This is a genomic window from Kribbella sp. NBC_01245, from assembly GCF_036226525.1.
Taxonomy (GTDB): domain Bacteria; phylum Actinomycetota; class Actinomycetes; order Propionibacteriales; family Kribbellaceae; genus Kribbella.
Genome location: NZ_CP108487.1, coordinates 3,821,429 through 3,841,821, shown reverse-complemented (window position 1 = coordinate 3,841,821; position 20,393 = coordinate 3,821,429). Strand labels below are relative to the sequence as shown.

General features: G+C 66.6%; 16 protein-coding genes. 5 read left to right on the top strand and 11 right to left on the bottom strand.

The genetic code is table 11. From position 1 onward, the window contains the following. Positions 1–102: 102 nt before the first annotated feature. The 3 genes from OG394_RS16915 to OG394_RS16905 form a co-directional block, all read right to left on the bottom strand. Positions 103–924: an AbiTii domain-containing protein gene (locus OG394_RS16915; protein WP_328996328.1), complete on the bottom strand. Its 822-nt coding sequence runs from the start codon at positions 922–924 to the stop codon at positions 103–105. A gap of 629 nt (positions 925–1,553) precedes the next feature. Continuing rightward, the gene (locus OG394_RS16910; protein ID WP_328996327.1) at positions 1,554–2,609 is read right to left on the bottom strand and encodes an LLM class flavin-dependent oxidoreductase; all 1,056 of its coding nucleotides are present in this window, start codon (positions 2,607–2,609) and stop codon (positions 1,554–1,556) included. Between the two features lie 268 nt (positions 2,610–2,877). Continuing rightward, positions 2,878–6,657: an endo-alpha-N-acetylgalactosaminidase family protein gene (locus OG394_RS16905; protein WP_328996326.1), complete on the bottom strand. Its 3,780-nt coding sequence runs from the start codon at positions 6,655–6,657 to the stop codon at positions 2,878–2,880. A 239-nt stretch (positions 6,658–6,896) separates the two neighbouring features. Between OG394_RS16905 and OG394_RS16900 the strand changes: the two genes are divergently transcribed. Then, complete coding sequence (locus OG394_RS16900; RefSeq protein WP_328996325.1) at positions 6,897–10,574, top strand: S8 family peptidase; 3,678 nt, start codon at positions 6,897–6,899, stop codon at positions 10,572–10,574. 3 nt (positions 10,575–10,577) lie between these two features. On the opposite strand, the gene fahA is transcribed toward OG394_RS16900, so the two are convergent. Both fahA and OG394_RS16890 read right to left on the bottom strand, forming a co-directional pair. After that, entirely contained in the window at positions 10,578–11,765 is a 1,188-nt protein-coding gene (gene fahA, locus OG394_RS16895; protein WP_328996324.1) for a fumarylacetoacetase, read from the bottom strand. Continuing rightward, positions 11,762–12,622: a hypothetical protein gene (locus OG394_RS16890; RefSeq protein ID WP_328996323.1), complete on the bottom strand. Its 861-nt coding sequence runs from the start codon at positions 12,620–12,622 to the stop codon at positions 11,762–11,764. Before OG394_RS16890 ends, fahA begins: the two co-directional genes overlap by 4 nt. Before the next feature lie 62 nt (positions 12,623–12,684). Between OG394_RS16890 and OG394_RS16885 the strand changes: the two genes are divergently transcribed. Genes OG394_RS16885 through OG394_RS16875 form a run of 3 tightly spaced genes read left to right on the top strand, consistent with a single transcriptional unit; the run spans position 12,685 to position 15,096 of the window. Continuing rightward, positions 12,685–13,881 carry a homogentisate 1,2-dioxygenase gene (locus OG394_RS16885; RefSeq protein WP_328996842.1) on the top strand — a complete coding sequence of 399 codons (1,197 nt, stop codon included), beginning with the start codon at positions 12,685–12,687 and terminating at the stop codon, positions 13,879–13,881. 25 nt (positions 13,882–13,906) lie between these two features. Continuing rightward, positions 13,907–14,524, top strand: coding sequence for a hypothetical protein (locus OG394_RS16880; protein WP_328996322.1), 618 nt, complete (start codon positions 13,907–13,909; stop codon positions 14,522–14,524). Positions 14,525–14,541: 17 nt separating this feature from the next. Next, a complete protein-coding gene (locus OG394_RS16875; protein ID WP_328996321.1) occupies positions 14,542–15,096 on the top strand; it encodes a hypothetical protein in 555 nt (184 codons plus the stop codon). Here OG394_RS16875 and OG394_RS16870 read toward each other — a convergent pair whose 3' ends face one another. Then, positions 15,097–15,831 (bottom strand): polysaccharide deacetylase family protein, encoded by a 735-nt coding sequence (locus OG394_RS16870; protein ID WP_328996320.1) that lies wholly within the window; start codon positions 15,829–15,831, stop codon positions 15,097–15,099. 131 nt (positions 15,832–15,962) lie between these two features. On the opposite strand from OG394_RS16870, the gene OG394_RS16865 reads away from it, so the two are divergent. After that, a complete protein-coding gene (locus tag OG394_RS16865) occupies positions 15,963–17,783 on the top strand; it encodes a bifunctional metallophosphatase/5'-nucleotidase (protein WP_328996319.1) in 1,821 nt (606 codons plus the stop codon). Here the strand turns inward: OG394_RS16865 and OG394_RS16860 are convergent. The 5 genes from OG394_RS16860 to OG394_RS16845 form a co-directional block, all read right to left on the bottom strand. Continuing rightward, positions 17,770–18,345 carry a nicotinamidase gene (locus tag OG394_RS16860; protein ID WP_328996318.1) on the bottom strand — a complete coding sequence of 192 codons (576 nt, stop codon included), beginning with the start codon at positions 18,343–18,345 and terminating at the stop codon, positions 17,770–17,772. The two genes, OG394_RS16865 and OG394_RS16860, sit on opposite strands and share 14 nt — an antisense overlap. A gap of 72 nt (positions 18,346–18,417) precedes the next feature. After that, positions 18,418–19,185 carry an SDR family NAD(P)-dependent oxidoreductase gene (locus OG394_RS16855; RefSeq protein ID WP_328996317.1) on the bottom strand — a complete coding sequence of 256 codons (768 nt, stop codon included), beginning with the start codon at positions 19,183–19,185 and terminating at the stop codon, positions 18,418–18,420. Positions 19,186–19,278: 93 nt separating this feature from the next. Continuing rightward, on the bottom strand, positions 19,279–19,587 hold the full coding sequence (locus tag OG394_RS16850) for a DUF2079 domain-containing protein (protein ID WP_328996316.1): 309 nt from the start codon (positions 19,585–19,587) through the stop codon (positions 19,279–19,281). Beyond that, the gene (locus tag OG394_RS40090) at positions 19,506–19,694 is read right to left on the bottom strand and encodes a DUF2079 domain-containing protein (protein WP_442914288.1); all 189 of its coding nucleotides are present in this window, start codon (positions 19,692–19,694) and stop codon (positions 19,506–19,508) included. Before OG394_RS40090 ends, OG394_RS16850 begins: the two co-directional genes overlap by 82 nt. Continuing rightward, entirely contained in the window at positions 19,691–20,167 is a 477-nt protein-coding gene (locus OG394_RS16845; RefSeq protein ID WP_328996315.1) for a DUF2079 domain-containing protein, read from the bottom strand. Before OG394_RS16845 ends, OG394_RS40090 begins: the two co-directional genes overlap by 4 nt. Positions 20,168–20,393: the final 226 nt, after the last annotated feature.

The window sequence follows — 20,393 nt, the reverse complement described above, 5'->3', positions numbered from 1 at the left end:
TCTCATTGAACCGCCGATTGACACGTACATGTCATGATGCCGTATTGGTGGGACAGATCGTTGGCCAAGGAATCACCCACGGGCCGAGGGTGTTGCCCTCATTTAGAACGGGCTCCACTGTTGCCATTGCGCAATCCCAACCAGCGTGGCTGCGACCGTCGCAACTCCAACAGTGACGGCGCCAACCAATTTCGCTTTCGTCCAGAATCCACCATCGTCATCAGAATTGCTCTTTCCATGACTGGCAACAACATGCGAATTGCCACCGGCAGATTCAGAAGTTACAACCTGCACATTAGTCCGCTTGCTGCCGCGGACCACGACATTAATTGCCGCATCAGCAACCTCAGGCGAAGGCGTCTCGGACTCGGCGGGCAAGATTGCACGCATTTCAGCGACCAGTTGAACCAGAATGGTTCGGATCCGGTCGAGGACGCCACGTATAGCCGTTGTCGATACCAAGAGGTGCAGGGACATTATCTGCTCGCCCGAGCCCGCCTGCGTTCGATTCATAATGTGAGCGAGGTCAGCCGCTCCCGGAGGTGATAGTTTGAGTGTGCCCTCGTCGGAATCGGTTAACATCGACTCCAGTTCCCTCACACTAAAGTGCAGCTTCAGCGATTCGTCGAAGTGTTCCTGAGCAAAATCAGGCAGATCCCAGGAACTGATCCTCATGTTCTTGAGTTGACGAACCGAATTAAGCAGGTCAACGGCAAGAGCACCAGTAACTTCCCGGTAGTCCGGTATCTCTGCCTCAGTGCCGCGATAGCCGTTGAGCTCTCTACTCGCCCAGTCACGCAAGTCTGCGGACTTCGCCTCTCCGCCCAATGCGACACACTTCCGAAGTACCTCGGCAAGTGGTCGGCTACCGTCGAGCGCCTCGTGCTCAATCTGCGCCAGGAGGCTAGCGCTGCGTCTTCTCACCAACACAGCATCGCAGCACCCACCGACAAGATTGGACAGAGCGGCCGTATCACTCACCAACGGGTCGGCGGACCAGGGATTCGCACCGACCCGAATCTGTGGTCGGCAGTTATCGGGCCATCGCGCAGGACCGCCCGCGCTTGACACGTAACCGTCAACTCCGGCAGGGCGGACCACCCAACAGGACCGGGTTCCGGCACGACTTACGGGTCGGGATTCAACGGGCAACGTCAGGAATCGAGTAGCAGCAACAGGCGACGTCCTTGCCGCAAACGCCCAGGTCAGGAGGCAGTTTCGGACGGCAACCAGCAACGTCGAGTAGATCACCCCGAATATCAGCGGCTTCGGCGTTCGAGTCCAAAGGTTCGAACGAAAGCCCGCTTCGCCTCCTCCAGCAGACCTTGGTGTCTGGCCTGGGTGTGAGTTGTGGTGGGCTAGGGCGTGTCGGGGTGTAGGGCGTTGAGGATTAGGGAGAGGCCGAGGTTGAACTCGTCGGCGTAGTTGTAGGTGGGACGAAGGGTGCTCACTGACGACACGCTCATCCGCGAGGCGCCGGCGATCGTCGGGTGCCTCTCGCCCAGCGCGCTTGCCCATGCCGGCGATGGGCGATCCCCCGAGCCGGTCGGCCACTAACGCAGCAGCGGGAGCAGTTGGTCGCCGAGGCGGATGGTCTCCTCGCGGTACGGGGTGTCGGAGAGGATGAAGTGCGTGATGCCGAGGTCCTGATATTTGCGGAGTGATTTCGCGACGTCTTCGGCTGATCCGACGAGCCAGGTGGTGCCGGCGCCACCGCCGCCGTACTTGCCCGGCGCGGTGTAGAGGTTGTCGTCGAGTACGTCGCCACGGTCAGCCAGTTCGAGGAGGCGTTGCTGGCCCACTGCCTTGACGCGTAGAGGGTCGCGAAAGCCTTGCCCGTCGGCCATTTTCGCCACCTTGGCCTCGGCGTCGGACCAGGCCTGCTCGGTGGTGTCGCGTACCAGCGTGGTGATGCGAAGGCCGAACTCGAGTGGCGCGTGTTCGCGGCCGAGCTCGGATTCCAGTCGCTTGAGTCGATCGATGCGCTCGGCGATCCCGTCGCGCGGCTCGCCCCAGAAGAGCTGTACGTCGGCATCCGTCGCCGCGACCCGTTCCGCAGCGGCAGACGCGCCGCCGAAGTAGAGGCGCGGGTGGGGACGGCCTTCGCGTACGACGGGTCGAATCGCGACGGTCGATCCCGTGACGGAGAAGTAGTCGCCGGTGAAGGTGACGTCCTCCTCGGTCCAGAGTCGACGCACCAACTCGAGGAACTCCTTGGTGCGGGCGTATCGCTGGGCCTGGTCGCCCTCGGCGTCGCCGTACGCCGCAAGGTTGTCCTGGCCGGACACGATGTTGATCAAGAGCCGGCCGTCGGTGAGCTGGTCGAGCGTGGTCGACGCGGAGGCGAAGTGCGCGGGATGCCAATAGCCCGGGCGGATCGCCACCAAGGGCTGGAAGGTCGTCGTACGCGCCGCGAGTGCGGTGGCCACCGTCAGGGTGTCGGGGCGGCCCCAGCCGGTGCCGATCAACGCGCCGCCCCAGCCGTGGTCCTCCGTGAGCCGGGCCAATTCGGTCAGTCGCTCCAGGCTGTTGTGTCCCTGCGCGGTGTCGTCGCCGCGGTGACCGGGCTCGACCTGGTTCGGGATGTACCAAAGGAACTCGAGACTCATGGATAACCCTTCCGATCCAGGACGACCGCCAATGGTCATCGCGACTCGGAAGAGCCTATTCCAATCAACTTAGTCGACTATCCCCATCTCACTACGGGAGACCAACCCCTGACTTTGCATTCATTCGTCGGAATCCGCCCTCTCAGCCATCGCAGTCCGGTGCGGGCAAGCGGCGGGCGAGGGCGGATTCCGGCGAATGAATGCAAAGTCAGGGGCAAGGGCGGCCTCGCCGTCTGGGGACGGGGGGACGGCGAGGCCGCGGGGGTGGTTAGCGGGTGCCGTAGGTGGTTAGTTCGGCGGCTGCGCCGAAGACGGCGCCGTTGAGGGAGCTGGTGCCGACGAACTTGAGGTAGCGGCCGGGTTTGGCCGGGAAGGTCAGGCGCTGGAGGTCCCGCGAGTTCGGGAATTCGCCCGTCTTGACCGGTAGGCCCCAGTTCTGGCCGTCGGCGCTGACGTAGACCTCGTATCCCTTGAACATCCCGTTCGTACCAGTCTGCCGAGGCAGGTAGCCGAATCCGTCCACCTGGTACGTCGTACCGAGGTCGAGCGTGATGTGGTGCGGGTAGATCGCCGGCGTCGGGACCGCCGACCACGCGCTGTGCCACAACGTGCTCGGGTTGCCGTCGAGCGCCGCCGAGGCTGCGCCATCCGTGCCCGGGTCGTCGCTGGAAACGTCGACCACCGTGATCCGGGACTGCGGGATCGTGCCCGGCGGTAGCACCGTGGCTTCGACCGTGATGGCCGGGCCCTTGTTGCTGGTGGCAGTCAGGGCGTACTTGCCGGCCGTCGTACCAGCTGGGGGAGTGACGGCCCAAGTGGTGGTGACCTTGCCGCCGGCCGGGACCGTGGCATGCGACGTCGGGCCGCTCGGGGTGACGGTCCAGCCTTCGGGGACAGTCAGGCCGAGCTCGACGCCGTTGACCGCGGACACGTCGTTGTTCGTGAAGGTGCTCGCAACCACGCCGGCTTCACCCGGGACCAGACCGTTCAGGTCCGGCCCGGACAGGCCCAACGACGTGCAGGATGCGGGCTCACTGCTCGGGCCTAGGTCCGTCACGGTGAAGTCGTCCAGGATGAAGTCGGCCTGATCGCCGCCCGAGTTCAGCTTGCGCAAGCCGATCCAGTAGTCGCCGCCACAACCCGCGACGAACTCCTGGGTGAAGGTCTTCGGCGTGCGCTGTTCGGGCATCGGGGTCGCGTTGACCTCTACCGACTTGGGCTGGCCGTCGACGATGCGGTCGACGCCGTTCACCCAGGTGTACTGACCGGCGCGACCGTTCTCATGCGCGAACGACACCCGGTACTTGTGCCCCGGCGTGAAGCCGACGGTCCAGGGCGCTGTCCGATAGACGAGGCCCGCGTTCTCCTCGTGGGACTTGAGCGACCAGTCGCCGGTGATGACGTCGTCCACGAGCTTGCCGTTCCAGCCGGCCTGGGTGTACGGCGCGTGCTTGCGGGCGAGGCTCGTCCGCGGGTCCGTCGTACCGCCCGAATCGCCCTTCACGAACGGGTACCAGCCCTGGTCGACGTCCTCGAAGCCTTCGACCGCGACGCGAGTCGTCTCGACCACACGTACGTCGTCCACGCGGACCCGGGCATCGCCGTCAGCGGCCGCGATCGAGAGCAGCGCGCTGTTGCCACCGGCAACGAAGACGACGCGTGCGCGCTGGAAGTACGTCCCGTGCTTGTCGTCGGCGGCGACCCGGTTCTGCAAGGAACTGCGGGACACCGTGACGCGAGCCGAGCCGTCGACCGAGAGCGTGACCGGACGGGTCTTGCCCGGCTCGACCTCGATCCAGGCCGAGGCGCTGTACGTCTTGCCCTTGGTCAGACCGGTGATGCGCTGGTTCAGCGCGCCCTTGCCCGGGCCGAAGGCGGCGACGTGCTGGCCGTTCTCCAGTTCGTCGATGCGGGTGAAACCGCTCGGACCCCAGGCGGTGAGGTTGCCTGCGTTGAACCCGGGATCCTTCAACTTGGAGCCGTGACCCCAGTCGGCCGAGGTCTGCGTCGGCGCGGTCTCGGGATAGAGCACGTACGGCTGACCGGCGTCCGCGTCGATGGTGGCCACGCCATTGCGGACCGGTACGGAACCGACGCGCACCCGGCCGTTGTCCGTCAGCTTGTAGACGTTCAACCGTGATACGCCGGGCAGTGCCACCCGCCATGCGGTCAGACCGCCCTCGGGGTTGTAGTGGTAGAGCTTTTGGCCCTTCCACGGCAGCAGGTACTTGTCGCCGTCGAGGACCTTCGCGTTACCGACGTACAGGGTTCGCTTGCCTCCGGCAACAGTGCCGCGAACGCCGTCGGAGAAGGTGATGTCGCCGTTGTTCCAGTCGGTGATCGGGTGATGCTGCAACCACTTGGCCGGCAGGTTCTTCTGCCAGATGTTGGTGTAGAAGGCGTTCCAGTCGACCTCGCCGGTCCAGCCCTCGAACTCCACCAGTGACGTCTGGCCGAGGATCGGATCGTTGTTCCAGACATCCTTCTCGTGGTTGCGAACGAATCGGATGATCTTGGAGTTCAGGCCCTTGTTCGTAGCGCCGCCGTAGTCCAGGTCGTTGGCCCAGTGCGACCACAACGAGGTGCGCTCGTGGCGGTCGGCCCACTCGGTCGCGATCTGCCAACCCTGGTTGCCGATCTGCCGGGTCAGGCTGTCCGCTAGCCAGCCCGACTGGTAATAGACGTCGATGTAGAGCGACTGGAGATTCTTGTCGGTCTCATCGCGCAGTTGCTGGAACCGCTTCACGATGTTGCCCGAGGCAAGGTCTGGCCGCTGCTTGATGTAGTAGCTCTGGTTCAGCCAGTTCCAGCCCTTGGCGGACTTGTCGACCAGGTCTTCGTTGAAGGCGTTCGCCTCGGGGTACGACTCGGTGGCGTTGACGTGGACGCCGAAGGCCGCGTTCCACTCCTTGCCCTTGGCAAGCAACGTGTTGAGGTCCTTCAGACCGCCGGCCCGGACGTTGTAGTTACCGCCGTAGTCGGGATGCGCCGAGTCATGGCCCTCCGAGCCATAACCCTTGAGTACGGCGAGCTGGCCGAGGCCGTCGGTCGCCAGCGAGATCCGCTTCACGTCGTCGAGCGTGCGCAGGAAGGGATGCGTGGCCTGGCTGGCGAAGTTGAACGGGATGTGCGTGATCACCCGGTCCTTGGTCAGCTCACCACCCTTCGGCTTGGTCATGATCGAGCGGAACGCGATCGCGCCGTCCTGCCAGTCGACCGTCTTGTCCGCGTTCGCGTCCGGCGTCACGACGACCTTTGCCCACGGCAACGGCTCGGTGTACGGCGAGGTGTCGCCGCGGTAGGTCCATTGGCCGCTCCAAACGCCGACTCGGACCGTGCCGTCCGAAGCCTTACGGGCCTGGTGCCAAAAGCGCGCGCCATCGTCGACGGATTGCCCGGACGGCTTGTCGTACATCGAGTTCGACTCGATGCCGGCGGCCAGGCCGGCCGTGTTCACGAAGGCGTACGCCGCCCCGACCGGGCTCGCCTCGGCGGCGGTCGACGCGGTCACCGGCGTGATCCGGTCCGCCGTACGGGTCGAGTCGGGGTCGAGCGTGGTGAAGGCCGTCGTCGCGCCGTCGTCGGTGCTGGCCACGGAGACCAGGTTGTGCTCCGGGATGTCCAGCGTGTTGACCCGGGACGTCTCGGTGTCGCGAACGGCGTCGATCTTGAAGGTGGTGACGCGCCCGGCGAGGGCCAGGCTGGCGTCGAGCTCGACACCGGGCAGGGCGTCGAAACCGAGGCTGTAGGTGACCTTGGTCTGGTCGGCGCTCGCCGTGGGACCGGAGAGCAGGCGCGCGGTGCGAGGGCTGCCGTTCACGGTGACGGTGCTGATCGCGTTCGGCTGGCCGCCGAGGGTGCGGCCGCTGGCGTTGTCGGCGTACCCGACGACACGCGGGAAGTCGGCGCCGACCTCGACGGTCAGCTCCGGGGAGCGCAATAGCAGGGGTGAACTTAGGCCGGTCGTATCGGCCTGGGCGGGCAGGATCAGCCCGGCCCCGGCGAGGGCGAGTGTGGCGGCTATTGCCGCCGGACGGATGGGGATCACAGCGCACTCCTGGGGTGGACGGTTGGGAGATCTCCGGATTCTCTGCGCAGCAGCGACCGCAGTCAAGAGAAACGAACAGCTATGAACAGATTCAATCAATCTGTGAACTTTCCAGGCGACATGCGAACTTCTTGTGACCATCCGGTGTCTGGGAGTTATCGGCTCAGGCCGGAAACGATCCGGGGGTTGGCGGACATGGACCGGGTGAGACGAGCTCAACCAACGTGTGAGGAGCGAGCGTGGCGCGAAGAAGATGGTTGATCGCCCAGGGAACGGTCTTGGCCGTGGTGGTGAGCGGCCTGGCCGGCGCGACGGCTGCCACTGCCCAGCCAACTGCTGAGCCGACCGATAAGCCTGCAGCGGGGTCGAAGGTGGTCACGCTGATCACCGGCGACAAGGTCCACCTGGCGCCCAAGGGCAAGTCCTGGGATGTCCGGGTGGATCCGGCCCGGCGGATCGGTGCTCAGAAGAATGGCCATTTCCAGCAGGTCGGGCCGGGTGGTGTGACCGTGATTCCGGCTGCGGCGATGCCGTTGGTCCGGGCGGGCGTGCTCGACCGGGCGCTGTTCGACGTGACGGGTCTGCTGCGGCAGGGCCTGGATGACGCGCATACGAAGGAAGTTCCGCTGCTGGTGCAGACGTCGACCGCGAAGGCGCCCGCGCTGCAGCTCGGTCGGGTGGTCCGCCAGTTGCCCAAGGCCAAGCTGACGGCGGTCGCGGCGCCGAAGACGGGGGCGTCGTTCGAGAAGTTGGCCATCCACGCCGCGGGTAGGACCGCTGGCGTGACCAAGATCTGGCTGAACGGCAAGGCCCGTCCGAGTCTGGACGTGAGTGCCAAGCAGGTGGGCGCGCCGACGGCCTGGCAGGCGGGTTTGACCGGCGCGGGCGTCAAGGTCGCCGTACTCGATGGTGGATACGACCCGGGCCACGCCGACCTGAAGGGTGTGGTCAAGGGCGAGAAGGACTTCACCGGCTCGTCATCGGGGATCAAGGACACCGACGGTCACGGCACCCATGTCGCGTCGACGGTCGCCGGTCGGGGGACTGCGTCCGGCGGTAAGTACACCGGTGTCGCGAAGGGTGCGGACCTGCTGGTCGGCCGGGTCTGCGACGGCGGGTGGTGCAGCTTCGACGACATCATCGCGGGCATGCAGTGGGCGGCCGACAGCGGCGCCCGCGTGATCAACATGAGCCTCGGTGGCGGTGCGTCGGACGGGACCGATCCCATCTCGCAGGAGGTCAACCGGCTCACGGCCGCGAGCGGCGCCTTGTTCGTCATCGCCGCGGGTAACGACGGACCGAATGGTCAGGTCTCCAGCCCGGCCGCGGCCGATGCGGCGCTGGCGGTGGCGAGTGTGACCAAGCAGGACGAGTTGAGCGAGTTCTCCTCGGTCGGACCGCGCGTCGGGGACTACGCGATGAAGCCGGACGTGGCGGCGCCTGGTTCGGACATCATCGCCGCCCGGGCCGAGGGCACGCTCGAGGACTACGCCGTCGACGAGAACTACGCCAAGATCTCCGGTACGTCGATGGCCACTCCGCATGTGGCAGGGGCTGCCGCGATCCTCGCGGGCCAGCATCCGGACTGGAAGGCGGGACAACTGAAGGCGGCGCTGATGGCGAGCGCGCATCCGATCCAGGCCACCTCGTTCCAGCAGGGCGCGGGGCGGATCGACCTGGCCCGGGCGATCAAGCAGCAGGTGACGGCCGAGCCGACCGGCTTCAGCTTCGGGCAGTACGCGTGGCCGCACGAGAACGCCGAGCCACGGACCAAGGAGGTGACGCTCCACAACAGCGGTACCACCGCGGTGACGCTCAACCTCAGCGTCGAAGGACCTGCGGGGCTGTTCACCACCGACGTGCCCACTGTCACGATTCCCGCGGGTGGGCAGGCGCCGGTGCGTCTGACGGTCGATCCCGCGAAGACCGCCGTCGGGACCGTCGGCGGCCGCTTGGTTGCTACGGGCAACGATGGCGTCGCACTGCAGGTGCCGATCGGCGTCGACAAGGAGGCCGAGAGCTACGACCTGACCCTGAAGATGATCGACCGGGCCGGCGCCGAGCTGCCCGCGAACAGCGAGAACGCGATCGCGTTCCTGGTCAGCCTTGATGACCAGGCGGTCGCGTACGACTTGTTCGGCAGCGGAAAGGTGCGGCTGCCGGCCGGACGGTACGCCGTCATGTCGTACGTTTACACGCCGATCCCCGGCAGCCAGGAGCGGTCCAGGACCGCGATCGCGGAGCCGGAGCTCAACCTCACCGCGAACCGAACGCTGACGTTGGACGCCCGGCTGGGCGTTCGCAGCACCGTTGCCGTCGAGGCTGACAAGGCGAAGCGTGAGGTCGGCCTGAGCGGAATGCTGGTCGACAACGGCAAGGTCACGTGGGGCTACATCAGTGGCTTCGGCGATGAACACTTCGCCGTTCCCACCAAGGGCGATCACCCGTCCTTCGCCTACTACACGCGCGTGCAGATCGAGCGGCGCTCGGTCGAGGCCAAGGTGACTGCGCCGGAGACCTTCGACGTGCCGGTCAGTTGGGTGCCGGATTCGAAGCAGTTCGTCGATACCTTGGAGCTGGACGCGATCGATGCCGGCCGGGCCAGGCCGGAGGACCTCGAGGGCAAGGACCTGCGCGGCAAGCTGGCGGTCTTCACCCTCAGCGAGAGTGACGGCGACGTCTTCGATCAGCGGGTCACCAACCTGGCGCAGGCGGGTGCGGCCGCGACACTGTTCTTCTTCTCGGAGCCGATCAGGCTGTCCGTCGAAGGGCCGGAGATCCCGTCCGTCTTCACCGAAGGTCCGGAAGGCGTGAAGCTCGCCGGGTTGAAGGGCGCGAAGGTGAATCTGGTCGGCCATCCGGCCAGCCCATACCGCTATGAGCTGGCCATTCCCGAGCTCGGTGGGATCCCGGCGAACCTGACGTACCGGCCGCGGAACAGCGATCTCGCCGAGCACTCGACCAAGTACCACGCGCTGCTCGACCGGGGTGGTTCGGCGTACATCGACTATGGGACCACAGCGGGACGGTTCGATCTGGGGAGCGCCCTTTGGTCGAACCAGATCGAGCTGCCGCTGGCGCGCAAGAACTACTACTCGCCGGGAGTCACCTGGGAGACGTCGGTCCGGGTGGCGCCGCCGGAGGGTGAGGAGCCGGCGCACGAGCAGGGCTTCCGCACGGCCGCGCGCGTCTACCGGGCCGGGGAGAAGGCACAAGTCGACTGGAACCGGGCCGCCTTCACTCCGGGGGTCACGAACTTCGCCTACGCGGATCGGGAACGTGGGCCGTACCTGGTCTATCGCGATGGGGACACGATCGACGCGTTCCTGCCGCTGTTCTCGGACTCGGATCGGCATGCGGGGCCGACCCGGCCGGAGGACTACAGCTACTTCGACCAGGGCACGACCAGCCTGTACGCCGATGGCAAACTCGTTGCCACCAGCAACGTCCCGGGTGACGGGGTGTTCGCGGTCAAGCCCGGTGCGGCGAAGTACCGCTTGTCCGCTGAGGTCAAGCGGGTGAGTCCGATCTGGCCGTTGGCCACGCGGGTGCAGGCTGATTGGACGTTCGGCTCGGCGCATACGAGGGCCGCGAAGCCGTTGCCGTTGCTGGCGGTCGGTTTCGAGCCGCAGGTCGATCTTTACAACTGGGCGCCTGGCGGCAAGGCCATCGTGGTGCCGGTGCGGGTTGACCGGCAGCCTGGTACGAGCGGTGGCGCGGTTGACCTGAAGAAGGTCGAAGCGTCGTTCGATGACGGTAAGACTTGGAAGTCGGTGCCGATCCGGAAGACCGGTCCGTACTGGCAGGCCTCATTCGTTCATCCGAAGACGGGCTTCGTCTCGCTGCGGGCGACCGCGGCGGACGCGGGCGGCAACACCGTCAAGCAGACGACGATCCGTGCGTACCGGTTGAAGTAGTCGTTAGGGCACTATCCGGCCGGTGACCTCGCCGAGGCCGATCCGGGTGCCCGTCGCGGTGGTGGCGAATGCGCTGATCGTCACCTCGTCACCGTCGAGCAGGAAACTCCGCTGCTCGCCGTTGACCGTGACGGGCTCCCGGCCGGACCAGCTCAGCTCCAGGAAGGAGCCGCGCTGGTCCGGCTCGGGCCCACTCACCGTGCCGGAGGCGAACAGGTCGCCGGTCCGCACCGAGGCGCCGTTGACCGAGAGATGGGCCAGCATCTGCGCCGCCGACCAGTAAATCGACTTGTACGGCGGACGGCTCACCACCTGACCGTTCCACTTGACCTCGAAGGTGATGTCGAAGTTCGTGAGGTCCTTGCCGTCCAGATAAGGCAGTACGGCGGGCTCCTGCGCGCCTAGCGGAACGGCACTGGCCTCGAGCGCCTCCAGCGATACCACCCAGGGTGAGATCGAGGTGGCGAACGACTTGCCGAGGAAAGGCCCGAGCGGCACGTACTCCCAGGCCTGGATGTCACGGGCGGACCAGTCGTTCACCACGACCACGCCGTACACGTGGTCCTTGAAGGAGTCGACGCTGACCGGCTCTCCGAGTTTGGACGGCGTGCCGACGACGTACCCGAGCTCCACCTCGATGTCGAGGCGCTGCGACGGACCGTACGTCGGGGCGTCCGCATCGGGCGCCTTGCGCTGACCCGACGGCCGTTTGATATCGGTGCCACTGGCAACGATCGTGCCGGCGCGGCCGTGGTAGCCGACGGGCAGGTGCTTCCAGTTCGGCAGCAGCGGTTCGGCGTCCGGACGGAACAGCTTGCCGACGTTGCTCGCGTGGTGCTCGGAGGCGTAGAAGTCGACGTAGTCCGCGACCTCGAACGGCAGCAGCATCGTGACGGACTCACGGGGGATCAGGTACGGCTCGACCGTCTCCTTCTCCTGGGCGAGTTCGAGCAGCCACTCGCGGGTCGCGTGCCAGGTCGGCCGGCCGAGCGCGAGGAACTTGTTCAACGTGGGCTCCGCGAACAACTGCGCGCCGTCCAGCATCTGCGCGGCCGCGACCGGTGCGAGGTCGATCACGTAGTCGCCGATGGCCGCGCCGATCCGCGGCTCCTCGTCGCCGAGCCGGAACACGCCGAGCGGCAGGTTCTCCGGACCGAACGGCGAGTCCTCGGGCACGTCGATCCGGCTCACCGCGGGTCCTCCATCAGGTCGAGGGCAATCAGGTCGTCGAGTGGTTCGATGATGCTGCACGATCCGAACGAGGTGAACCACCGACGCGTTCCAGCGGCCTGGTCGTCGGACAGCTGGCGAGCCTGCTCCGCGAGGGCCGCACCGTCCCGATTCTCCAGCACGGCGACGAGATCCTCGTGACCGCCACCGTCGAGCGAGGCGCGCGTCGCCAGCAGCACGTTCAGGAAGCCGTGGTGCTCGATACCGGTCGTGCCGTCCGTGTGCCGAACGGCATTGTGCAAGCCGGCCGTGCACTTGAACGCCACCTCGCGATCGAGGCACGCGGTGATGAATGACGCCACCTGGCCGGCATCCGGGAACAGGCTCGCGTCCAGGCCGCCGGTGCGCAGCTTGGCGGCGTAACCCGCGTCGGCGACGACGTCGAGCGCGCGCTCCCAACCGCCCTCCAGCTGCCCGGAAGGGCCGATCTCGATGAAAGCGTTCTCCTCGTCGAGGCAGTCGTCACAGGCCCGGACGACGCGCAGCGCGTTGCGGGACAGGTCGTCCTCGTCGCGCAGGCGGACCTCGACCGCGACGACGTTCACCCGGTCGGAGCGATCGCCGTACCGCACCGGCGGTTCGATGCCGCCGGCGCCGCCGGTGACCACCACGGACACGTCGAGCGGCGTGTCGCCCGGCTCGAGCGCGACGGCGATCAGATTGTCGTCGGTGCAGACGAACGGACCGACCAGTTCGCCGTACGGCGCCTCGCGGTGGCGGCGGTGCGCGGCGACCGCCTCAGCCAGTGGGAGCTCGCCCGGCGGGAACATGGCGGCATCGTCCACGAGCCGCCGGAACAGTGGGGGCACGGTTGACATGGCCCCGAGCCTAGCGGATGCTTTCGGTAAGCGGACACACGCGTTCGATAATCGGAGAGATGATGGCGTACTACCGACAGCTCGGCGAGGTTCCACCCAAACGGCATACGCAGTTCCGGCGGCCCGACGGCGGCCTGTACTACGAGGAGCTGATGGGGGAGGAGGGGTTCTCGTCGGATTCGTCGTTGCTCTACCATTCGGGCGTGCCGTCGGCGATCGTCGACTCGCAGGTCTGGCAACTGCCCGATCTTGGCACGGTCGCGAACCATCCGCTGACGCCCCGGCATCTGAAGTTGCACGATCTCTTCAAAGCAGGGGCCGACGGCAACAACGTGGTCGAACATCGCCGTCTGGTACTGGGGAACGGCGATGTTCGCATCTCGTACGTCGCGGCCGTCGAGGTGTCGCCGTACTACCGCAACGCCATCGGCGACGAGTGCGTGTACGTCGAGAAGGGGTCGGCCACGGTCGAGACCGTCTTCGGCGTGCTCGAAGCGCGCGAGGGCGACTACGTGCTGATCCCGCGGGCCACCACGCATCGCTGGCTGCCCGGGCCGGATGGCGTGCACGCCTACTGCATCGAGGCGAACAGCCATATCGCGCCGCCGAAGCGCTATCTGAGCCGGTTCGGCCAGCTCCTCGAGCACGCCCCGTACTGCGAGCGCGATCTGCACGCGCCGGCCGAGCCGTTCCTTGCCGAGGGCAATGACGTCGAGGTGCTGGTGAAACACCGCGGCAATGGCCCGAGTGGCATCGTCGGCAGCCGGATGACGTACGCGACCCATCCGTTCGACGTGGTCGGCTGGGATGGTTGCCTCTACCCCTATACCTTCAACGTCAGCGACTTCGAGCCGATCACCGGCCGGATCCACCAGCCGCCGCCCGTGCACCAGGTGTTCGAGGGCTACAACTTCGTCATCTGCAACTTCGTGCCGCGCAAGGTGGACTACCACCCGCTGTCGGTGCCGGTGCCGTACTACCACTCGAACGTGGACTCCGACGAGGTGATGTTCTACTGCGGCGGCGATTACGAGGCGCGCAAGGGTTCCGGTATCGGGCTCGGCTCGATCTCGTTGCACCCGGGCGGGTACGCGCACGGGCCGCAGCCGTCGGCGATCGAGGCCTCGCTCGGCGCGGAGCGGTTCGAGGAGCTCGCGGTGATGGTCGACACCTTCCGCCCGCTGGAGCTCGGCGAAGGCGGCCGCGCTGTCGACGACGGCGTGTATGCCTGGACGTGGGCGGGTCGTCACCGCGAGTAGGCCAGGAACACGGCATCCTGCTGGTATGACGGAGCCAGCAGGAGCCACCACCTTCGTTGTCGGACTCGATCGGGACACCGTGCTGCGCCGCCGCGAGGTGGTCCACAAGATCCAGTGGGTCGGCGGTTGGGTCAGCGCGATCCTGGCCGCGATCGGTGTCGTTCTGGCCGTCATCTTCGTGGTGTACGCCGTGTTCGTCCATCCCGGTGCCGACATGTGGCCGTTCGCCCTACTGATGTTGCTGAGCGTGCTGCCGCTCGCGGTCATCAACGCCAGGTCCTTGCGGCTCACTGCCGATCGCAAGCGCTGGTTTGCCGCGGCCGAGCTCCCGCGGTTCGCGATGCGGATGTCGCCGTCCGCGCTGGAGCTCGGTGTCGAAGGCGCGCCCGCTCCCGTCGTACTGCCGTGGGACGTGGTGAAGGGCTTCAAGGTGCGGCAGCCGTTCGGCGAGCCGGTGCTGGAGATTGCGCTCAACCCGGGTGTTTCCGGTCTGGATCACCCTGCCGCCAAGGCCGCGCTGCAGCCCAAACGGATGCTCAGGTCGCCAGGGTTCGTCGCTGTGGCCGCTCTGGATCAATCGGTCGAGGCGATCGACGCGGCGCTTCGGCAGTTCTCTGGCGGCCGTACGGCGATCCTGCGGTGAACCAGCCTTACAGCGTCATGTTCGACCCGCCGGCGCTCTGGGCGCAGCGGGCGAAGATACTCAAGCTCAACCGCTTCGGCGCCTGGGTTTGGCTGGTGCTGGGGCTGGCAAGTCTGCCCGTGAGAGTCGTTCCTTCGATCATGGACCGCTCCTGGGGCTTCGCGATCGCTGGAGGCCTACTGTCGCTGGCGATGCTCGGGCTGTCCGCCTCGTACTTCCTGATCCTCAGACGCTGCAAGGTGTGGAAGACGCCGCCTGCCTCGTTTGAGGCGATGCGCCTGACGGACGAAGGTCTGACGATCGGTCGTTTCTACTACCCGTGGGCGGCCGTTATGAGCTTCACCATCACGCGTAGGCCGCAGCTCGTGCTTGGGCTGCAGATGGGCGTCAAGCCGGATCTGCCCGTCACTGTCGGGTTCGAGGAGGCCGAGGCGGGTAAGCGCTTGATGCGGCTGTTTGGCGTACGTGGGCCGCGGGTGCATCCGGCAACGCTGGCGATTCCGCTGGCGGAGCTGGACCGTGTGCTGCAGTACTACTCGCAAGGCCGGGCCATGATCCTCAGGTCGTACTAGCTAGCAGTCGAGGGCCTTGAACTTGTAGCCCTTCGAGGACAGCTTGGTGAGGATGCGCTCCAGAGCCTGCACAGTTTGGATGCGGTCGCCGCCGCCGTCGTGCAACAGGACGATCGCGCCCGGGAATGCGCCGCGCAGCACGGCCTTCTCGATCTTGTCCGCGCCGGGTTTGGACCAGTCGCTGGTGTCGATGTCCCAGAGGATCTCCCGCTGCCCAAGCGCCACTGCCGCCTTGTGGACCTCTGCGTTGGTGGCCCGGAAGGGCGGCCGGAAGCACTTGGAGTTCGGTCCACGCGTCAGCTCGGACTTGAGCCGGGTAGGGGAGAGCTTGGTCAGGATGAGATGGCCGTACGTGTGGTTGCCGACGGTGTGCCCGGCCTGACGGACTCTGGCGACCAGCTCCGGGTACGGCGCGGTCTCGCGGCCGAGCATGAAGAACGTCGCCTTGGCGTTGTGGCGGGCTAGAACTGCCAGTACCTTCGGCGTCCACTCCGGCTGCGGCCCGTCGTCAAACGTCAAGTAGATGACCTTGCCCGGCTTTTCCTTCTTACGACGGTTACGGGGGCCGGCAGAAGATTTGGGCTTTGGAGCGGGCTTGGACACCTGCACCGGGCGTACTGGGTCAGGGGAGGCAGAGGCGGTCGACGGCTCGGCGGCAGGCTGACCGACCTGTGCGAGCACGGCTCCGGTCAGGAGGGCGGCAGCGAGCAGCAGGCGGCTGCGCGGCGAGGTCATCCCGGCATCCTCCCGCATCCCCGCACCGATGCCTGACAAGGACACTGCCACGGCAGCCAGTTATCGTGCACGGGACCTGGTACACGAAGCGTGAGGCAGATATGACCGACAACAGAGGTGACCGTCCGACTATGGGCAGGCGTGCGATTCTCGGCGGAACGGCGGCCGCCACTGCCCTCGCCGCGGCCGGCTTCCAGCCAACGCCCGCATTGGCTTTAGGAAAGAAGACGGTTCGCCTGACCGTGATGGGGACGACGGACCTGCACGGCAACGTCTTCAACTGGGACTACTTCAAGAACGCGGAGTACGACGACTCCGCGCACAACGACATCGGCCTGGCCAAGGTCTCCACGCTCGTCTCCGCCGTCCGGCACCGCCTCGCCCGCGAGCGCCGTACGCCGCAGCCGTTGCTGCTCGACGCGGGTGACACCATCCAGGGCACCCCGCTCGCGTACTACTACGCCAAGATCGACCCGATCACCGGTGGGCACGTGCACCCGATGGCCGCCGCGATGAACCAGATCGGGTACGACGCGGCCGCGCTCGGCAACCACGAGTTCAACTACGGCCTCGACATCCTGCGCAAGTTCCAGCGCCAGTTGCGTTTCCCGCTGCTCGGCGCCAACGCCCAGGACTGGACGACGGACCTGCCGGTCTTCCCGCCGTACGTGCTGAAGCGCGTGCGCGTGCCCGGCGGCGGCTCGATCACGGTCGGCATCCTCGGCCTGACCAACCCGGGTACGGCGATCTGGGACAAGGCGATCGTCGACGGCAAGATCCGTTTCGGCGGCATCGTCGAGCAGGCCCGCGTCTGGGTGCCGCGAGTCCGCGCCGCGGGGGCCGACGTGGTCATCGTCTCGGCGCACACCGGGATGGACCTCTCCTCGTCGTACGGCGACGCCCTGCCGTTCCCGGAGAACGCCGCCGGGCTGATGGCCGAGCAGGTGCCGGGGATCGACGCCGTACTGGTCGGGCATGCGCATGTGGAGATCCCTGAGCGATTCGTGACGAACAAGCAGACCGGGGAGCAGGTCCTGCTGATCGACCCGCTCAAGTGGGGTATGCGGCTCGCGCTGATGGAGTTGGACCTGGAGAAGGTTCGCGGCCGCTGGAAGGTCGTCGGCCGCCACGGCCAGGTGCTGAACGCGAACACCGTTACGGCTGACCCAGCGGTCGAGCGACTGCTGAAGAAGGACCACGACACGGTTGTCGCCTATGTGAACTCGAAGATCGGCAAGAACAAGACGGCGATGTCGGCCGCCACTGCCCCCTGGGAGGACACTGCCGCCCTGGACTTCGTGAACTTCGTCCAGGCCGACGCGGTCAGCAAGGCCATCGCTGGCACGCCCGAGGCGGCACTGCCCGTACTGGCGATCGCTGCGCCGTTCAACCGTGCCGCCGCGATTCCGGCCGGTGACGTGAGCGTGCGCGACGTGGCCGGCCTGTACATCTTCGACAACACGCTGATCGGCGTGACGATGACTGGTGCGCAGCTCAAGGACTACCTCGAGTTCTCCGCGCGGTACTTCAAGCAGGTCACGGGCGCCGGGCCGTTCACGCCGGACCAGGTGACCAACGCCCCGACCGACACCGCGCCGAACGGGACGCCCGACTACAACTACGACATCCTCGGCGGGCTGACCAAGCCGCTGGTCTACGACGTCGACATCGCGAAGGCTCCTGGTTCGCGGATCACCGGTCTGTCGTACGACGGTAAGGCGGTCGCGGCGGCGGACAAGTTCGTTGTTGCCGTGAACAACTACCGCCAGTCGGGTGGCGGCAACTTCCCGCACATCAAGACGGCGCCGGTGCTCTACAACCGGCAGGTCGAGATTCGCCAGCTGATGATCGACTACGTGACGGCCAAGGGCGAGATCGACCCGGCGACGTTCGCGACCACTGACTGGAAGCTGGTCGCGAACGGCACGCCGGTGGTCGTCAACGCAGGTTGATACCGGCTGACTTCAGCTCCGCGAGGGCCTCGGTGGTGCTGGTAGGCGCCACCCCGGCCGTAAGCTCCGTCAGCACCGTGGTCGGGAAGCCCTCGCGGGCGGCGTCTAGGGCCGTCGCCTTCACGCAGTAGTCGGTGGCGATACCGCACACCTCCACCTCGGTCACACCCTTCTCCCGCAGCCACTCCGCGAGCGCGTGCCCGTCGTGGCTCTTGCCCTCGAAGCCCGAGTACGCCGCGGCGTACTCGCCTTTGTCGAAGATGGCGTCGAACGGTTGCGGGTCCAGGTTCGGGTGGAAGCTCACGCCGTCCGTGCCGACGACGCAGTGCGGCGGCCAGGACTCGGTGAAGTCCGGGTTCTTGGAGAAGTGCGCGCCCGGATCGATGTGGTGATCCCTGGTCGCGACGATGAAGTCATACCGCTTGTCCTCGGGTTCGGCGTCCTGCCAGGCGTGCAGCAGGGTGCCGATCCGGAAGGCCACATCGGCGCCGCCGCTGACGGCGAGGCTGCCACCTTCGCAGAAGTCGTTCTGCACGTCGACGACGATCAGTGCCCGGGTCATCGTTCCGCTCCTTCGTGGGCCGTCAGGCTCCTCGAAGGCCACGGTACCTGCCGTGGGCGCTGTGGTCGTGGATCAAGCCGCGTTCAAAACGCCGCCATTGACGCGGAGGATCTCTCCCATCGTCGCCGTGGTCCGTGCCGAACACAGGAACACGATCGCCGCCGCCACGTCGTCCGCGTCCGGCAGCCGCTGCGCGGTGAACTTCTTCGTGAACTCGGCCAGCGCCGCGCTGGGAATGACCCGGTGCTCGCCGTCCTCGAGGGTGACCCCGGGCATCACGATGTTCGCGAGTACGCCGTCCTGGCCGAGGTCATGCGCCAGGTTCGCGATCAAGCCGTGCAGGCCGGCCTTGGCCGCGCCGTACGCCCAGCTCCCGGTCATTCCCCGCTCGGCGAGATCGGTCGAGACCAGCACCAACCGGCCTTGCTCCGACCGGCGCAACGCGGGCGCGGCCGCCTGGACGAGGCGGAAGTTCCCCTCGAGGTTGGCCCGCAGCACCGGCTCCCACTCTGCCGGCTGCGCGTCCTCGATCCGCGTCGGGCGGTTGTGGAAGTCGCCGCTGCCCCAGTTCACCGCGTTACCCACCAGCACGTCGAGCCCTTGCCAGTGGTCTTCCGCCTCGGCAACGGCTGTCGCGATCGACTCCGGGTCATTCAGGTCCATCCGTACGACGTACGCCCTGTCGATCTCCTTCGCGACAGCCTCCGCCGCCTCCCGGTCCGAGTGGTACGTGATCGCCACCCGGGCGCCCTCGGCCCCGAACGCGAGCGCCGTCCGCCGGCCGATTCCCCGGCTCGCCCCGGTCACCAACACAGCCTTATCCCGCAGCCCCAGCTCCATGCCTACACCTTTGTTAGTCGGCTAACCTTTCGCTTGGAACGTTAGCCGACTAACAAAGTGTTGGCAAGCTGCTGCCTCAGCGGCCTCGGCGCATCAGTGGCCTCGGTGGATGAGGACGAGGGGGCCGTCGATGAAGACCTCGCTCGCGACGAGTCGGCTCCCGAACTGGCTCCCGAACTGGCTCTCCGGTTGGCTGGTGAACGCGAGGGTCCATTCGGTCTTGGCCGCGTGTGGCAGCAGGTAGACGTCCGTGCGGCTGGTGAGTTGGGGGGCCAGCGCTTTGTCGGTGGCGACCGAGGCGCCGTCGGGGATCTTGGCCATCAGGCGTTTGGCGGCTTCGGCGTACGCGGGGTGCCGTCTGCGTTGAAGGCCGGAATCACCAGCAGGACGGTCACAAGGCATGCCAGGCAGCCGGCGACGGCAGTGGCCAGTCCTAGCCGCTGGGTTGGCCGGTGGAGCGCAAGGAGGATACCGAGGGCTGCAAGCGTTAGACCGAGGTCTTCCTTCACCAACACCAGGGGAGCCGCAAAGGCCACAGCTGTTCGGTAGCGACCGCGGAGTACCTCGTGATGGGTAATACCGAGATGGCCAGCAGCAGGGCTTGTGCGACGAGCAGAGTCTCCGTGTGCGGGAGTAGCCGGTAGAAGGGCGCCAGGACGGCCAGGATCGGGTGGAAGTGGTCGCCGAGCAGGTTGAGTCCGGGTTCGCGCACGTTCGACGTAGGCCAGTGCCCGTGCGCGTAACTGCTGACGGCCTGCTCGAAGATCCCGAGGTCGAAGCCGGTGGTGGCGAACGCTCGGTGCCGCCCGAGCGAGTACGCGACGTACGCGATGGCGAAGGTGAGCGAAACCGCGGCGGCGAGCCAGGTCGTCGTACGGGCTGGACGGAACGGTGCGATCGCCAGCCGGCCGCGTGCCTTTGGTCGCGCGATCGCCGTCGGCGGCTGCCTTCGAGCCTGCGACCTGAGGCAGGTCCGGCACATGACCGAAAGGAGTGACAATCGCTGGCCACACGTCACTCTTCTGAGTGACGAGCACTCCTGCGAATGGGTGGTCAGAAGGGCCCGATGAACGGTGACACGCCGGGTCGGAAGGGCCCGATGATCGGCTTTTTAGGTGGGAATTCGGGGGGCGAATGATGGCAGGTGGTGGGTGGGTTTGGGAATGGGGGGAATTGCCCGGATTCGGGGCGGGTGGCGCGGGTATTCG

Excerpts from the sequence above, each read along its gene's own strand:
- OG394_RS16870 (WP_328996320.1), bottom strand. The coding sequence starts at position 15,831 with ATGACCTCGCCGCGCAGCCGCCTGCTGCTCGCTGCCGCCCTCCTGACC.
- OG394_RS16865 (WP_328996319.1), top strand. The coding sequence starts at position 15,963 with ATGGGCAGGCGTGCGATTCTCGGCGGAACGGCGGCCGCCACTGCCCTC.
- OG394_RS16910 (WP_328996327.1), bottom strand. The coding sequence starts at position 2,609 with ATGAGTCTCGAGTTCCTTTGGTACATCCCGAACCAGGTCGAGCCCGGT.
- OG394_RS16890 (WP_328996323.1), bottom strand. The coding sequence starts at position 12,622 with ATGTCAACCGTGCCCCCACTGTTCCGGCGGCTCGTGGACGATGCCGCC.
- OG394_RS16855 (WP_328996317.1), bottom strand. The coding sequence starts at position 19,185 with ATGGAGCTGGGGCTGCGGGATAAGGCTGTGTTGGTGACCGGGGCGAGC.
- OG394_RS16845 (WP_328996315.1), bottom strand. The coding sequence starts at position 20,167 with ATGTGCCGGACCTGCCTCAGGTCGCAGGCTCGAAGGCAGCCGCCGACG.
- OG394_RS16885 (WP_328996842.1), top strand. The coding sequence starts at position 12,685 with ATGGCGTACTACCGACAGCTCGGCGAGGTTCCACCCAAACGGCATACG.
- OG394_RS16860 (WP_328996318.1), bottom strand. The coding sequence starts at position 18,345 with ATGACCCGGGCACTGATCGTCGTCGACGTGCAGAACGACTTCTGCGAA.
- OG394_RS16875 (WP_328996321.1), top strand. The coding sequence starts at position 14,542 with ATGTTCGACCCGCCGGCGCTCTGGGCGCAGCGGGCGAAGATACTCAAG.
- OG394_RS16880 (WP_328996322.1), top strand. The coding sequence starts at position 13,907 with ATGACGGAGCCAGCAGGAGCCACCACCTTCGTTGTCGGACTCGATCGG.
- OG394_RS16850 (WP_328996316.1), bottom strand. The coding sequence starts at position 19,587 with ATGCCTTGTGACCGTCCTGCTGGTGATTCCGGCCTTCAACGCAGACGG.